At 47.6% G+C, this 15,346-nt stretch carries 14 protein-coding genes; 5 read left to right on the top strand and 9 right to left on the bottom strand.

Annotated elements, in window-relative coordinates; translation table 11 throughout:
• A complete protein-coding gene (locus L5M38_RS12310; RefSeq protein WP_263179271.1) occupies window positions 1-3,054 on the top strand; it encodes an efflux RND transporter permease subunit in 3,054 nt (1,017 codons plus the stop codon).
• Window positions 3,051-3,356, top strand: coding sequence for a DUF3240 family protein (locus tag L5M38_RS12305; RefSeq protein ID WP_006079422.1), 306 nt, complete (start codon window positions 3,051-3,053; stop codon window positions 3,354-3,356). Before L5M38_RS12310 ends, L5M38_RS12305 begins: the two co-directional genes overlap by 4 nt.
• Window positions 3,357-3,429: 73 nt before the next feature.
• Here the strand turns inward: L5M38_RS12305 and L5M38_RS12300 are convergent, their stop codons facing one another.
• The 8 genes from L5M38_RS12300 to L5M38_RS12265 all read right to left on the bottom strand — a co-directional run bounded on the left by L5M38_RS12300 (window position 3,430) and on the right by L5M38_RS12265 (window position 11,301).
• Window positions 3,430-4,053 carry a paraquat-inducible protein A gene (locus L5M38_RS12300; protein ID WP_263179269.1) on the bottom strand — a complete coding sequence of 208 codons (624 nt, stop codon included), beginning with the start codon at window positions 4,051-4,053 and terminating at the stop codon, window positions 3,430-3,432.
• A gap of 113 nt (window positions 4,054-4,166) precedes the next feature.
• The gene (locus L5M38_RS12295; protein ID WP_263179268.1) at window positions 4,167-5,357 is read right to left on the bottom strand and encodes an HD-GYP domain-containing protein; all 1,191 of its coding nucleotides are present in this window, start codon (window positions 5,355-5,357) and stop codon (window positions 4,167-4,169) included.
• A gap of 235 nt (window positions 5,358-5,592) precedes the next feature.
• Complete coding sequence (locus tag L5M38_RS12290) at window positions 5,593-5,832, bottom strand: hypothetical protein (RefSeq protein WP_107402982.1); 240 nt, start codon at window positions 5,830-5,832, stop codon at window positions 5,593-5,595.
• A gap of 38 nt (window positions 5,833-5,870) precedes the next feature.
• Entirely contained in the window at window positions 5,871-6,608 is a 738-nt protein-coding gene (locus L5M38_RS12285) for a DNA-binding protein (protein ID WP_263179264.1), read from the bottom strand.
• Window positions 6,609-6,636: 28 nt separating this feature from the next.
• Entirely contained in the window at window positions 6,637-7,179 is a 543-nt protein-coding gene (locus L5M38_RS12280; RefSeq protein ID WP_263179262.1) for a core component of ECF transporter, read from the bottom strand.
• Window positions 7,172-7,852: an energy-coupling factor transporter transmembrane component T family protein gene (locus L5M38_RS12275; RefSeq protein ID WP_263179260.1), complete on the bottom strand. Its 681-nt coding sequence runs from the start codon at window positions 7,850-7,852 to the stop codon at window positions 7,172-7,174. The genes L5M38_RS12280 and L5M38_RS12275 overlap by 8 nt, the downstream gene beginning before the upstream one ends.
• Window positions 7,842-9,212: an ATP-binding cassette domain-containing protein gene (locus L5M38_RS12270; RefSeq protein WP_113940175.1), complete on the bottom strand. Its 1,371-nt coding sequence runs from the start codon at window positions 9,210-9,212 to the stop codon at window positions 7,842-7,844. The genes L5M38_RS12275 and L5M38_RS12270 overlap by 11 nt, the downstream gene beginning before the upstream one ends.
• 1 nt (window position 9,213) lies before the next feature.
• The gene (locus L5M38_RS12265) at window positions 9,214-11,301 is read right to left on the bottom strand and encodes a TonB-dependent receptor plug domain-containing protein (protein ID WP_263173919.1); all 2,088 of its coding nucleotides are present in this window, start codon (window positions 11,299-11,301) and stop codon (window positions 9,214-9,216) included.
• Window positions 11,302-11,721: 420 nt separating this feature from the next.
• Here L5M38_RS12265 and L5M38_RS12260 point away from each other — a divergent pair, with 420 nt between their 5' ends.
• Window positions 11,722-13,080: an isochorismate synthase MenF gene (locus L5M38_RS12260; RefSeq protein ID WP_131524435.1), complete on the top strand. Its 1,359-nt coding sequence runs from the start codon at window positions 11,722-11,724 to the stop codon at window positions 13,078-13,080.
• Between the two features lie 21 nt (window positions 13,081-13,101).
• Here L5M38_RS12260 and L5M38_RS12255 read toward each other — a convergent pair whose 3' ends face one another.
• Window positions 13,102-13,842: a transporter substrate-binding domain-containing protein gene (locus L5M38_RS12255; protein WP_263179258.1), complete on the bottom strand. Its 741-nt coding sequence runs from the start codon at window positions 13,840-13,842 to the stop codon at window positions 13,102-13,104.
• Window positions 13,843-14,047: 205 nt separating this feature from the next.
• Here L5M38_RS12255 and L5M38_RS12250 point away from each other — a divergent pair, with 205 nt between their 5' ends.
• Window positions 14,048-14,707 carry a 7-cyano-7-deazaguanine/7-aminomethyl-7-deazaguanine transporter gene (locus L5M38_RS12250; protein WP_105250735.1) on the top strand — a complete coding sequence of 220 codons (660 nt, stop codon included), beginning with the start codon at window positions 14,048-14,050 and terminating at the stop codon, window positions 14,705-14,707.
• A 100-nt stretch (window positions 14,708-14,807) separates the two neighbouring features.
• On the top strand, window positions 14,808-15,266 hold the full coding sequence (locus tag L5M38_RS12245; RefSeq protein WP_263179257.1) for a GNAT family N-acetyltransferase: 459 nt from the start codon (window positions 14,808-14,810) through the stop codon (window positions 15,264-15,266).
• Window positions 15,267-15,346: the final 80 nt, after the last annotated feature.

The raw sequence follows: 15,346 nt of genomic DNA, 5'->3' as shown, positions 1-15,346 counted from the left end.
ATGCTGACCTCAGTCATCCGCTTTTCGCTTACGCAGCGCTTATTTGTGCTGATTGTGGCGCTGATCATCATGTTAGCGGGAGCGCGAGCCTGGTTTTCCATTCCCTTGGATGCCTTTCCCGATATTTCGCCCACCCAAGTGAAGATCATCCTCAAGGCGCCCGGCATGACGCCGGAGGAAATCGAAGCGCAAATTACCGTGCCGATTGAAACCGAATTGTTAGGTATTCCCCATCAATCGATTCTGCGCTCGACCACTAAATACGCCATCAGCGATATCACCCTCGATTTTGACGAAGGTACAGATATCTATTGGGCGCGCCAGCAGGTGAGCGAACGCATCGCCGCCGTGTGGGACAGTTTCCCTGAAGGTGTGACGGGCGGCGTAGCGCCAATGAGTACGCCGCTCAGCGAAATCTTTATGTTTTCACTCGAAAATCCCAATCTTTCGCTGATGGAAAGACGGCAGTTGCTCGAATGGGAAATCCGTCCGCTACTACGAACCGTTGCAGGTGTCGCCGATGTGAATATCCTCGGTGGCTATGCCAAAAGCTTTAGTGTGACCCCCAAACCTGCGGCTATGGCGGCCGCGGGCGTAAGTTTTGCGGCGCTGCAACAGGCGATCGTTGAGAATAATCACAACGAAGGTGCAGGCAAGCTCACCATTGGTACAGACACCATCATAGTGCGCGCCGAAGGCCGCATCGATGACATCGACGAACTCAAACAATTAGTGATCAAGGCCGATGATGCCAGAGTGTATCGACTGCAGGATTTGGCCGATATTCAAATTGGCCACTTAGCCCGCTATGGCGCAGTGACTAAAGACGGCAACGAAACCGCCGAAGCGTTAATCATCGCCCTGAAAGACGCTAATACCGCACAAGTGGTGAAAAACATTAAGGAAAAGCTCGATCAAATCAGCCTAACCTTGCCAGAAGGGAGCCAGATAAACACCTTTTACGACCGCGCGAATCTGATCAATACCGCGATTGATACCATCTCCAATGCCTTATTCGAAGCCGTAGTGCTAGTGATCATCTTGCTGGCGTTGTTTTTAGGTAACGTGCGCGCCGCATTGGTCGTGTCACTCTCGCTACCACTCGCCGCGCTGATGACGTTTTTGATGATGGATTACTTTAATCTTTCTGCGAACTTAATGAGCCTAGGCGGGCTGGTTATCGCCATAGGCATGTTAGTGGATTCATCTGTGGTCGTAGTCGAAAACATGGTGAATCTCATCGCCACTAAGCAGAGATTACCGCGGCTGCATTTGATTTTTCGCGCGACTAAAGACGTTGCCATTCCCGTGGTGTCGGGCACAGTGATCGTCATGATAGTGTTCTCGCCCTTGCTGACCTTGAGTGGGCTCGAAGGCAAACTCTTTACCCCAGTTGCAGTCACTATCGTGTTTGCCATGCTGTCGGCGCTGGTGTTGTCGTTAACTGTTATTCCGGTTATCGCTTCTTACCTCGTCAACGAAAAAGCCGCCAAGGAACCTAAGGCGATTGAAAAGCTTAAACAGCTTTATCTGGGCAGTCTCAAGAGCACGTTTAGCCATCAAAAACGCTTTATAGTGATCGCCTTTAGCTTGCTTATCGTCAGCCTAGGCCTGTTCGGGTTAGTGGGAAAAACCTTTATGCCGACCTTAGATGAGGGCGACATTATTCTGCAGCTGGAGAAGTCTCCGTCGATTTCACTCGAGGCTTCGATTGCCATCGACAAGCAGATTCAGCAAACTTTGCTGGCTAAAGTACCTGAAATCAAACAGATGGTGGCGCGTACAGGCGCGGATGAAATCGGCTTAGATCCCATGGGACTCAATGAAACCGATGTGTTCTTAGAACTTTTGCCCCGCTGCGAATGGCGCTTTGCAAATAAAGAAGCGCTTATCGATGCGATCCGCACTGTGTTATTGGACTATCCCGGCGTTAATTTTAACTTCACTCAACCGATACAAATGCGCGTGTCCGAAATGCTCACCGGCAGCATTGGCGACGTAGCGATCAAGGTCTTTGGTAACGATATTGACACCTTAGGTCAGCTCACGAGCCAAATCCAACAGCTGGTTAATGCCACCAGCGGCAGCGTCGATGTGAAAATGGCGATGATCGAAGGCAGTCCTTTTATCAACCTCACCTTAGATAACGAGCTCGCCCGAGGCTTTGGCATGAGCACCATGGAGTTTGCCCGCTACCTGAAAAGCCAGCTCGAAGGCGTGATCGTGACCGAAGTGCTGCAAGGTAAGAAGCGCACACCCGTGCTGATTGCTAACAATCAGAGCCACTTAAGCAGCATTAATGAACTTAAAAATCAGTTACTAGTGATGCCAGATCACTCCTTAAAACGCCTGAGTGATGTCGCCACCTTAAGCTATAAGCAAGGCCCCATCCTTATCGAGCGTGAGCAAGGGAATCGCTTTTCAGTGATCACCACTAACGTGCAAGGTCGCGATATAGTGAGTTTTGTAGAAGAGCTCAACGCAAAAATCGCGCAGGAAATCAAACTCCCGAGCGGTTATAGCGTGAGTTTTGGTGGTGAGTTTGAAAACCAGCAGCGGGCCACCAGCAATTTACTGTTAGTGATCCCGATTGCTATCGCACTGATCACTTTGATTTTATTCACCACATTTGGCTCACTGGCCAAAGCGGGCTTAATCCTCGCCAACGTTCCCTTCGCTATGATGGGCGGCATAGTTAGCCTGTATTTATCTGGGGAATATTTGTCCGTGCCCGCCTCAGTTGGCTTTATCGCCCTGCTCGGTGTCGCTGTGCTCAATGGAGTGGTGATGGTCAGCTATTACGAACAAACCAAGCACATGTTCAGCAACCTGCGCGAACGGGTGGAACAAGGTGCGGCGCGGCGTTTACGCCCCATTTTGATGACGGCGACAACGGCCATGTTTGGTCTTATGCCACTAGTGTTTGCCTCAGGTCCTGGGGCTGAAATTCAAAAACCTTTAGCGATTGTGGTGATTGGCGGTCTGCTCACTTCAACCATTACCACACTGTATTTACTGCCAATTCTGTATTTTTGGCTGGAGAAACGTAAATGAGCACAGAACAACTGTTAGTACTGATCGCCCAAAATGATATTAAGGACGACATAGTCGATACCTTGATAGAGCTGGAGTTTCTATCGGGCTTTAGCCTAGGGAATATTTGTGGTTTCAGCCGTGAACACAGCCATTTTAATATCAAGGAACAAGTGGAAGGTTATCGGGAGTTTTGTAAATTCGAAATCATGCACCCCGCTGCACAACAAGCGGCGCTGCTCGCGGCACTGGCGTTAGTCTGCAAACATAATCCTTGTCGCTATTGGATTATGCCCATCTATCAAAATGGTACTCTGTCTTAATCTAGATTGATGTTAATCTCACTGAGCAAGGCATACTCACTTTGTCACTAAAGTCAGTATGCCTTTAAAATAGCTAAAGAATTGGCGTTGGGCGACGCACTAAAAAACCACTCAGGATCGATAAAATGCAGTAAGCGGTAAAGAAGTAAAAACCGTTTTCAAATTGCGCCTGTGTTTTTAGCATTTCCCCCATGCCACCTGAGGCGTTCCCCGCCATAAAGGTGATGATCAGCGCTACCACAAACACATCGGCCATCGACCACTTAGCGAGTGCATTGACGACGGCATTAATCCTCAGTTTCAGGCCAATCGAGCTAACACATTGCTGTGCCAGCATTAAACTCAACTTCAAGGCAGGCACTATCACACTGAATAACATGACTAATCCCGCGACGAGCCCATTACCAGAGTGATAAAGTTCGGTCACTGTTCCCCAAATACTACGAGTCTTCTGCAGCACTTGGACTTCACCTTTAAGGCTATTAAACCCAAGCAAACCACTGACCATACTTAACATACCGCGGGCACTGTCACGCCCAGAGTCCTCATCAAAGCTTTGGGCAACTTGCTCTATGCCTTGTTCCGCCAGCTTGGCCTTATCGATACTGCCGCTGATACTCAAAATTGGTTGAGTCACCCCAGGGATTAACAAAGCCAAGGATAAGATAATGATAAAAATAGGAAATAGTGATTTCATAGCATTGCTCGACCAGAGAAATACTTTCAGTTTACGGTTTTTAGCGCAGGCTCTGCAATCATTCACACCAGCCATCGACTCAGATGACCGGTATTTAAGGTAGGATTTGAAGATTAATAGAAAGGAGTCGGATCGATATCTAATGTACTCGGTGACACACCGCGTTCAATATAAAGTTCAGATTTTAATAAATCCACCATAGCGACATCAGTGTAACGTTTTACTTTTAAAGAATAAAAACACTTTACGATCGGATGTAGCGCATCCCTATCTTTCGAGGCCCAAACAATACCAACACGACCATCCGACAATTCAACTAAGGAACCCACAGGGTAAACACCAATACAACGAATAAACTCATAGACCAATTCTTGATCTAAGTGAAATGGCGTCAGACTGAGTAAAATTTTAAAGGCCGCGGCAGGGCTCATAGCCTCTTTATAACATCGCGTCGCTGTCAAAGCATCGAAGATATCAACGATACAACTCATACGGCCATGGCGGGGGATTTCATCACCCTTCAAACCCCTTGGATAACCTCTGCCATCTAACTTTTCGTGGTGCATTAAGCAGATATCTTTACTGATCTGTGACAATCCATTAGTTTCGTTCATAATTTCAAGCGCATACACTTGATGCAGCTTCATATGTTCAAACTCTTCTGGTGTCAATTTACCCGGCTTGTGCAACACTTTATTGTCGACTTTAATCTTGCCAATATCGTGCAAAATACCACCGACCGCCATTTGCCGTAGCATATCGCGATCAAGATTTAGGTATTTACCAAATGTTACCAGCAGAAAGGCGACATTGACTGAATGTTCGAGTAGATAGGCATCTTTTGAACGGAGCGCAGACATACATTTAAGCGCATCAGCATCTAACATGACAGACTCAATCATGGTATCGGCTAACGCTTCGAAGGGCGCAACTTCGATGGCTTTGCCTTCGAAGGTTTCGGATAACACTTTACGAATAAGATCTTTCGCTTCAGTCAGCATGACCTTAGCTTGAGCTTGTTGCTTATCGCGACTCACTAGCGCTTTTCGATTGTCGGTTTGACTATCGTTAGTGGCTTTTTTCTTTAAACCACAATGTTCTGCCGAACGCTCAGTGTCCACCCAAACGAATTTGATGCCACTTTGGGCCAGTTTTAAAATCGCATCCTTGTGCTTAATTTGTCCTGCATTTGCAATTGCAAGCTGGCTTTGATCATTTTTGTCTATAGCACTGACAAACATACCTAATGTCAATTGCGACACAGGTAATTTGATAAGCTCAACTGATTCTGCCGACTCACTCATATCTACAACCCCAAGGATGATGTGCCCGAATAAAATATCAACTTAACCATACGACATAAAAGCGACCTACGCTCAAATGTTCTGTTGTTATTCTTGATTATTATAGAACAGACGTGAGGGGCATTATAAGCCGCGCATTAGAAAATCACCATAGACTTTCTTGGTAAACAAAATGCTCTAAACAGAATGCGATGGAATAAGGGCTCAAGGCTTAGGCAAGACCCGTTTCACACTCTCACTTTTTCAATAAATGCCTAAGGGCTAAGCATTCAAAACCGGCGACCATCCAGCGGCGATATTGGCAGTTGTAACAGGAGCGGGGCTCGTCGTCGATCTGCTCATCTTCATCATCTGGGATAAAACGCGTGCACAGCTTAGCCACTTGCCTCGCCTGTGGATATTGAGCTAATCCCGCCTTAAAAATCCAGCGGTCATCCTTTAATTCAAATGCATGTTCGACCAAGTTGAGATTCATTTAGCACTCTCTTTTTAAACTCTTTCACTAAACTTGCTCTAGTAGGCTTGCAGGGCTTGCTTGCCCGCATTGCGCCATTGCTCTGCCTCTTGATGAACGAGCAATACAAACTGGTGATCAAGGTATACGGCTTTCACTTTGCCCTTCAGCTGCACTCGCTCATCAAGCGCAAGTCGATACTTGTCCATGCTCATCACAGCATCAAGTCCGGTTTGTTCGAGGATATCGGCAACGCTGAGTTCGAGTGAAACATCCTCAAATTGGCCAAGTTTAATCTGGCCTTTTACCCGGCCGTCGCTGCCCATCAAACGTAGCCCTAATCCCGCTAACGCACCAATCACACCTTGGCCTGTACCGCCATGTTCGGTCAGCTGAATATTAAGTTGTTCAGCCAAATCATAGGCCGCCGCTTTCGTAATCACTTCAACCTTGGCTCTGCGGCCAAAATCCATTAAAGCCACGGCATCATAGCGAGAGTCAACATCGAGTATGGCGATGCCAGGATCGGCAGCGGGAGCCGATTCCGCAACCAAGTGCGCAACGGCATGTTGGTGGATCTCAGCCTGCGTCAGTGGCGAGCGCAGCGCAAAACACATGGCACTATTATGTGAGGTATAAGGAATATCGGGGTGCACAAACAATTGATGCCGCGTCACAAAGGAAGCATGGCCGCCCGACATATTCGCGAGCAGATGGGCGATTTCCTCGGCAATTTCGCCCGTGCCCTTAGTGCCTATATCATCGGTATCGTCGATACAAATCAGCCAATTTTTCATCTGCATTTCCTAAAGCTTTAAAAAGGTTTTAAAATTTGTCACGGTGTAACAGGTCATGGGCTTTTAATCGCGTCAGCACAGGCGGTACAAGCAAGGCGCCCAGAGTGGCAAAGAAGCCGCCTTTTAATACACTCAAGCCCCATTGAATCATCACGACATCCAGCGCCATGCCCGCGAGCACATTGGTGAGTGCCACTTTACCCGCCCAAGCGATACAGCCTGCAATGCCTAAGATCACGCAGCGCCAATGCAAGTTCATACTGAGCGGCAAGAGTAAGGCGACGAGATCCATTGCTATGGCAGGCAAGGCAAACTTCAGTAAAATCATAGGCCCGCCTTTACCTACGCCTAAAGCCATGGCCACTATGCCCGCGATAGCACCGCATGCCGTCATACTGCCGAAACGACCTAACACGCCGTAACAGATCAGATAAAAGAAACTCATCAGGAACATGCTGTGTCCAGACAAGCCCAACTTAAGCCTTAACATGCCCGTTAATGCCACCAGCAAGGTGGCGCAAAAGCCGACAAATAAGGAGTCTTGTAGACTCAGCGGGATTTTTTTAGTCATTTTTGTCTCTCGGTGAATGCCAATGTGTTGGCCGTTGCGCTAAACCAAAGTGACGACACTGCGCTGCAACGGCCATCTGGCGAGATAATTTAAGTAATTGGATTAAGACGGGAAACAACACGCAATACACCAACTCGGACCAATTTTTAGGGTTACGCAGCGCCTTAGGTGTAATGCGTGCCCCGCGCAGACACTGGATCTGATATATCTCGCGGATCTCATCTGCCAAATAGGGCAATAAACTTAAGGATGCCGCGACCACAAAGGCCCACTTGGTCGGTAAAAACACACTTAACACTTCACCAATTCGCTCGGGAGCTGTCGTAATACACAACCACCAACCGGGAATGGTCGCCAAAATAATACGCGCAACCACCACGGCGCCTTGGGCTAAATGTTCAACGCCATAGAGGATTAAATACAGACTCAAAGTGATGCTCAATTGCACTAAACCTAGCTTTAGCACGCCCCAAATACTGCCGCGCCGCAGCAAACCGTGGATAACAAGCAGTCCATTAAGCCCTGCTAATGGCAAGAGTAAAGCAGCGGGCAATACAAAAGCACAGGCTGAGAGCACGCACACCAATAGCAGCGACAACGCACAGAGTGCCGTTTCCCGCCGCTCATAACTCCAATGCCGCAGCGCGCGTAGGCGCCGACAACTAGCCCACATAACGCTCTCCTGTTTCAATCAATTCCTCCACCAATAGACCATTACGCAAACTCAATTGCCGTGATACAGCGCTGTGTTCAATGCTTCTGTGACTGCTAAGCAAAATAGCGCAACCTTGCGAGCTTAACCGCTTCAGCAAGTACCACACTTTGCCGTAGTAATGCTTATCCATCCCCGCCAATGGATCGTCCAAAAGCAGCACCTTAGGGCGTAAACAGGCAAGTGACGCTAAGGCAATCAAGTGCTGTTGACCGTAGGATAATTTGTGGGGCGACAGCTGAGCTAAGCTAAATAAATCCAATTCATCCAACATCTGCGCCGCGCGTTCTTTGGGGAGTTCAAAACGCCTAAGGCTAAACTGCATTTCGGCCAGCACGCTGGTCTCGAATAATTGTCGACTCGGCCTTTGCATCAGCAGACCCAGCTCAGCGCCATAAATCCCCAATTTAGGCCTTCGCCCTAGCACTTTAAGGGGAAGACGCTGCCTTAAACTGTGCACGCCCGCTATAGTTTTCAATAGACTCGTTTTACCAGAGCCGTTATCTCCCACTAAGGTCACTATCTCACCCGCCTGCAGTTGAAATCCCTGCGGACACGCAAATAATGTGGGACAAGCATCGAACCCAAAATCAAAGGCTTCGGCGCTGACCAAGACTTTACCTAAGTGCTCAAACTTAGGCTGATTACGCCACGCAGGCGCCTCAGTTTGCGGCGCATCGGTCACGGTATAGACGCCTTCGGATAGCTTGCCGGCCTCTAACTGCCAGTAATGCTGAATAATCTCAGCGAAGGCCGAGGCGTTATGTTCAACCAACACTAGCGCCATGCCATCTTGGATAAGATTGCGGAGCACGACCAGCAGCTCACTCACACCGTGATCATCGAGTTGTGCCCAAGGCTCATCGAGCAGCAGTAAATGCGGCTCGCACACCAGTTGAGCGGCTATCATTAAACGATATTTTTGACCAAGGGAAAGCGTGCTGACTTGGGTATCGAGACGCAGATACAAGCCCACGCGTCGCAGAGCCAATTGCACTTTAGGCAGCATTTGCTCAGCGGGAATGCCGAGGTTTTCTAGCGCGAAAGCCACTTCGGCGCCAACGGTTTGCCGAAGTAGCTGAGTTTGCGGGTCCTGCATCACCAGACCCGTAACCAGTTGTGGGTAACGCCAGATGTCGCCTTCATGCGGGCGATTTAACACGCCCGCCAGTAGGTTTAGCAGACTCGATTTCCCAGAGCCCGTAGGACCGCTCACGCAATGGCATTGGCCAGTGCCAATGGCCAAGTTTACCTCCTGCAATACAGTCGGTAACTGGCTACCATAGTTGAAGCTAACGCCTTCGAGCGCTAGGAGTTTCATCTTAGATCTGCCAGTTCACACCGATGAAGATCTGTCGTCCCGCCTGTGGCAGAGCTTCACTCTGGTAGTAGTTTTCATCCAGCAAGTTAGTCGCACGTAGGTAAACATCTAACTTGTCACGAATTAATGGCTGTACCAGATTTACGTCCACTAAGGTGTAGTTGTCTAACGACTGCTGTTGATATTGGGTCTGACCGCCAACCTTCACCTGCGTCGCATAGACTTGGTCTAAAATACGCTCCACGTTGAGGTGAACTTGAGTCTCGAAGGGAAACTCGTAACTCATCTGCCAACGTAACTGGTGACGTGGACGATATTGCAAGGCATCTAAGGTATCGTCGCCGTCTATCTCTTCTGAATCGAGAAAACTATAGGAGAAGCTCAGATCTAAGTGCTCGATCGCATGGTTATTGATTTGGAAATCGACCCCTTTGAACTTATAACGCCCCATATTTTGGTAGAAACCATCGACATCTTTGGCGATGTAATTTTTCGCATCCGTGTAATAACCATAAAGGGAGAAATCGGTACTCGCCGGCAGATTCTGCTCTAAACCCAGCTCCACATGCTTAGACTCTTCGGCTTCTAAATCACGATTACCAGATAGCTGTGAATACAAGTTCACCATAGAGGGGAAGCGCACTTTACGTGCCACACTTAAACTTAAACGAGAATCCTGCGCCGCCTGCCAATAACTGGAGGCCATGGCCGAATAGTTGCCATCGGTACTATCTGCAGTGTCGAGTGAATGATAAGCGCCACCTAAGGTAAAGCCGTACTGCAGCTCAGATTGATACTGATACTCAGCCGCGGCCGTATATAGCCAGGCAGAATCATTTAAGTTCTCGGCGCCACCTGTACCTGTTCCACCACCTGTACCTGTTCCACCACCTGTACCTGTTCCACCACCTGTACCTGTTCCACCACCTGTRCCTGTTCCGCCGCCAGAACCGGTAGTGCCACCATTATTGCTGCCTGTATTAGCCGTATAAGTATCGACGACTGACTTCCAGCTTTGTTTCTCGGCAATGACTGAGGTCGTGAATAAACCCGCGGTATGCAAGTCTGTGATTAACTGCAGATTGACGCCTTGCACAACCGAGCGCCCATCTTGCGACAGCGTAACAGCCTGATAGGTTTCATCGGCATAGGAGGCTTCTAAGGTATCGCTTTGATTGTGATAGCCAAAGCCACGTAGGGTGAAAGTGTCATCAAATTGATGCGCTAACCCCAGTTGGAAAGTATGCGCGTCATAGTCATCGGTACGTTCGAATTTCAACTTGCCGCTCCCAGTACCGTCACGGGCAGGTTTTCCCCATTCGCCACTGCGCAGCGCCATATTGGCAATCAATTGGGTCTTGTCGGATAACCAGTAACTGCCTTGGGCATAAACGTTAGTGACTTCTTTATCCGAGTTAACGCGCAGCTCACCATCTTGGTATTGTGTCGGCTCAAAGTCATTGGACATAGGGAAACCATCGGTTTGCTGCCGACTGACACTGACCAAACCTTGCCAATCGTCACCCGAACCTGCGGCGCTGATATCGCCATTAAATGTATTGTCTTTGCCGGCTTCGAGGCGCCCCGCCAGTGCTGGCGCCGTACTGCCCTGTTTAGTAATAATGTTGATCACGCCGCCCGCACCACTTGGACCGTAAAGCACAGATGTCGGGCCGACAGACACTTCTACCGAGGCGATTTGGCTTGTGGGAATGATACTCGGGTCGAACTGACCATCGTCGGCGCTGCTCATAGGCACACCATTGACCAACAAAGTCACATGGCGAGTTTTAAAACCACGAATATCAACCCTTGGTGTTCCGTCACCACCAACACGAATGTACACACCCGGCACATTCTTTAAGACTTGATCTAGACTTTGCGCTCCGGTTGCACGGATCTCTTCTTCACTAATGCTCCAATGGGTCGTCGCCATTTCACTGGCTTCTCCGCCGTCACCATGCACGACGATCACTTCATTGATATTGAGTCGCGGATCACGGGCGATTTCATCGGCTTGAACAGTAAAACTAAGACCAATAGCTAAGGCTAAAGATGACACTCTAAAGAGGGTATTCGTGGTAATCATATTATTGTTGTCACGTAGAAAATTTAAGATGTGCCAGCTATTGTGGACCGCGATTATTCTGTCTCAACCGAAAAACGTTTAAAAACCAACCTAGATCGACTAATTACGACAAAGGGAAAGTACATTTAGCGACTAAGAGACAAAATGTCCACCGAGGGTGACTTGCCCGACAAAAAGACCCACTCAAGTCACATTTTTTATCAGCGTAAAATGAGACTATGGCGAAAGTCACACGATAGGGCCTTACATCTTGACACACTCGACCGTGGCCTTTAATTTGAGCGAAAGATTCTTATTTACAGACTAAAATCACTACAGGTAAATGGCTTGTAAAAGAGGACATTAACCTGAGTCGAATTTACTGACGCTGACAGAGTGACCTTCAGCTTTCGCCTTCATCCGTTATCTTTGGAGTTCTATTTGCCCGTTCATGCCCTGTCTGAAGACCTTAAGTCTCTCATCGACAAACTCATTCAATTAAAGCAAGTTCCACCGACGGAACCGATAGTGCAGTTGTCACTAAACACTGTCGCTATGCCTTTAATTTCATGGCTGGCATCCCAGACTCAATACCCAAGGATCTACTGGCATGGGCGCGACAGAATCGAAGAAGTCGCGGCGATAGGGGCGTGCAAAGACTTTAGATTTGAAACCGGAATCAATGATCAGCAACTGGCCATGGCCTACCAAGAGCAGCGAGCCTTATCGACGAATCAGAATATTCGCTACTATGGCGGTGTTGCCTTCGATCGCACTATAGAGTCTTGGCCTGAGTTCGGTAATAGCCGCTTTATCCTGCCGCGCATTGAATTTAGACGCAGTGGTAACAAATTTAGCCTATTAGTGAATCTTAATTTTGCTGATAATGATCACCATAGTGAGATAGATAAGGCCATCGGCGCTATCGAAGCCGTCATGCCTGCTAAGCCACTCTCGCCACCTAAAAAGATCGTTCCACTTGGGCGCAGTGACAAACCTGATTTTGAACGTTGGAAGACATTAGTCGAGCAAGTGGTGGATCCTAAGTTCAATCAAGATACCCCAAAAGTCGTGTTATCCCGCTTAACGCAACTTGAAGTCAACGAACCTATCGATCCTTGGATGGTGCTGGCTTGCTGGCAGGGCCGTAATCCTAATAGTTTCCAGTTTGGCTTTCAATTTAGCCCAGATCGCACTTTTATCTCTTGCTCACCAGAGCGTTTATTCCGCCGCCGTCAGCAGGAGCTATTTACCGAGGCACTTGCTGGTACAACGGTACGCGGTCTCAATCAAGAAGAAGATGTTGCGCTGGCGAACGCTTTATTAGAAGACAACAAAAATAGCGTTGAAAACCAACTTGTTCGCAGTCACATAGTGAATATGCTCACGCCGCTGAGCAATTATGTTGGCGCCGATGAATTAGCGACTATTTTTAAATTGAACCATATTCAACATTTACACCGTGCAATTCGAGCCGAATTGAAGCCGGGCGTGAATGATTTCCAACTGTTACAAGCCCTGCATCCTACTCCTGCAGTTGGCGGCTTGCCGCGGTATTCAGCGCTAAACTTTATTCGTCAACGTGAAGGTTATATTCGCGGTTGGTACGCCGGTGCCTGCGGCTATTTCAATAAATATGAGAGTGAGTTTTCGGTAGCGATCCGCAGTGCGCTGATCGAACCCGGTCGGATTAACCTATTTGCGGGGGCCGGAATTATTGCAGGTTCTGAGCCCGAAGCTGAGTGGCAAGAGCTTGAAAATAAACTCGCAACCATAATGTCGATTTTATTCGAAATGTAATAAGCCTAGTAAACATTAAGACTATTCAGCGCCATCAGCCCTTCGTTTTTCAATCGTTTCAAGGTAAAGCCTGTCCTGTTCACCCGAATCGATTAAGCGCTTATGTGCAAGGTCAAAATGCTGTTTCAACATCTGGCCTTTCTCGGTGTTAGCGAAAACAAAATAGGTTTCGGCCTTGAGTACACCTTGAATAATCACAAAATTTTGTGGCGCCTTTAATTTAGGAACAAACGTAAGCAAATTAGGTTTGTAATCTAGCACGGCATCTATACGTCCAGCATTTAAGCTATTGAGCATAATCAACATATCGCTACTTTCTTCGTAATACATAGGCACAGGTGTCAGCATATTGTATCTGTAGGCCAGCATAGCCTGAACCCTCTTATGGGATAGGCTTTCAATACCGGTCCAGCCTGCCGCCACCTCAGCAGTAACAGCCACATCAATAGAGTCCACTTCAACCATATTCTCTGTTAATAGCCCCTTTTTAATATCCCCCTTGTAAACGCTGAGCGTGATATCGGTACGATTGTGCTCAACAAGATATAAACTGCGGGCAAAAGGCATAAACTGTACATTGAGCTGCCATTCTGGCTCAGGGAAAATCCGGTGAAGTAACTCGAAGTAGTAACCCGTTTTATCACGATTGGCAAATCCCTCCCAAGTTGACGTTGCGACATTGACCACTATCGGCTGAGCGGCGGAAACTGACACAGGTAACACAGCTAAAAATAAGCAAAAAGTAGCAAAAAATCGTCTCATGGCTATCCTCCTTCGACGTATTCAAAGTGTAGAAGAGTTTTCATTCTATGTGCACATTTAAACAGCAGACTTGCATCTTAAAACTCGACCACTATAATGGCGACCCGATTTCAGCACGCTGTCACCGGCAATAAAGTCGTAAACATAATAAATTGAATATTAGCGGGTTCCCTCACCCCGCCCTACACAACTAAAAAGGCCACATATGTTAATGTTAACCACAGCGCAGCTTCGCCGCGCTTTATTCCTATTAGTAGGATTTCACATACTGATTATTTGCGTCAGCAACTACTTAGTACAATTGCCATTTCAACTGTTTGGCTACCACACAACGTGGGGGGCATTCAGCTTTCCGTTCGTGTACTTAGCCACAGATCTCACTGTCCGTATTTTTGGCCAACAAGCCGCACGCAGCATCATACTCAAAGCTATGATTCCCGCTTTGATGATTTCCTACGTGATGGGAGTGATGTTCCATCAAGGCAGCTTTCAAGGTGCTGATTCACTTGCACAGTGGAATACCTTTGTGTTCCGAATTGCCTTTGCCAGCTTCGCGGCTTATTTGATTGGTCAGTTGATGGATATTAAGGTTTTTGCCCGTATTCGAGCCAGTCGCTCTTGGTGGGTCGCCCCTGCAGCCTCCACCTTAGTTGGAAATCTGGTCGATACTTTAGTCTTTTTCAGTATCGCCTTTTACGCCTCTTCCGATAGCTTTATGGCTGCCAATTGGCCCGAAATCGCTACAGTCGATTACGGCTTTAAGCTAATCGTGAGCTTAGGCCTTTTCCTACCGGCATACGGTGTTTTGCTAAAAGTCTTACAGGACAAGATTTTGCGAGCCAATCCGCAAGAATCAATTTCCTAATTAACCCAACTGGCCAGACCTGTTATAATTTAACCAGTTAATAGCTCAGCCCTGCTCCTGTTAACGCGCGAGTGGGGCTGATTTTTTATGAGAGTAAACTATGTATTCTATTGAAATTAAAGCAGAGTCAAGTTTGACTCCCGAGTTAGCCGCTCAGCTTATCCAACTTAGCCAACAAATCCCTGAGCTCGATCACCCACTCACAAACGAAGTGTTGGACCAGCGCTTACAGGGCAAGACATATTTGATCTTAGTCGCATATGTAGAAGGTGAATTGGCAGGGTTTAAACTGGGTTATGAGCAAGAAGAAACCATATTTTACAGCTGGTTGGGTGGAGTAGCATCCGACTTTAGACGTTTAGGCTTAGCGCAGAGTCTACTCGAATATCAAGAAACTTGGGCACGCCGCCAAGGGTATAATCATATTCAAGTGAAAACGATGAATCGTTTTCCTGCGATGCTTAATTTGTTGATCAGTAATCAATATTTAATTACTGAACTGACAGCCGATCCTAAAAGCTTAGTCGATCATAAACTGTATCTGTGCAAGTCGATCTAAACCGTTAATGGATGAGAGCAAAACGATATTTGTAAAGATGTGCACTTTTTGCAATAAATAGCTTGCAAACACAATTGAGA

This window comes from Shewanella sp. SM101 (assembly GCF_025654465.1).
GTDB classification, from domain to species: domain Bacteria; phylum Pseudomonadota; class Gammaproteobacteria; order Enterobacterales; family Shewanellaceae; genus Shewanella; species Shewanella oncorhynchi.
This window is presented reverse-complemented; position numbering and strand designations above follow the sequence as displayed.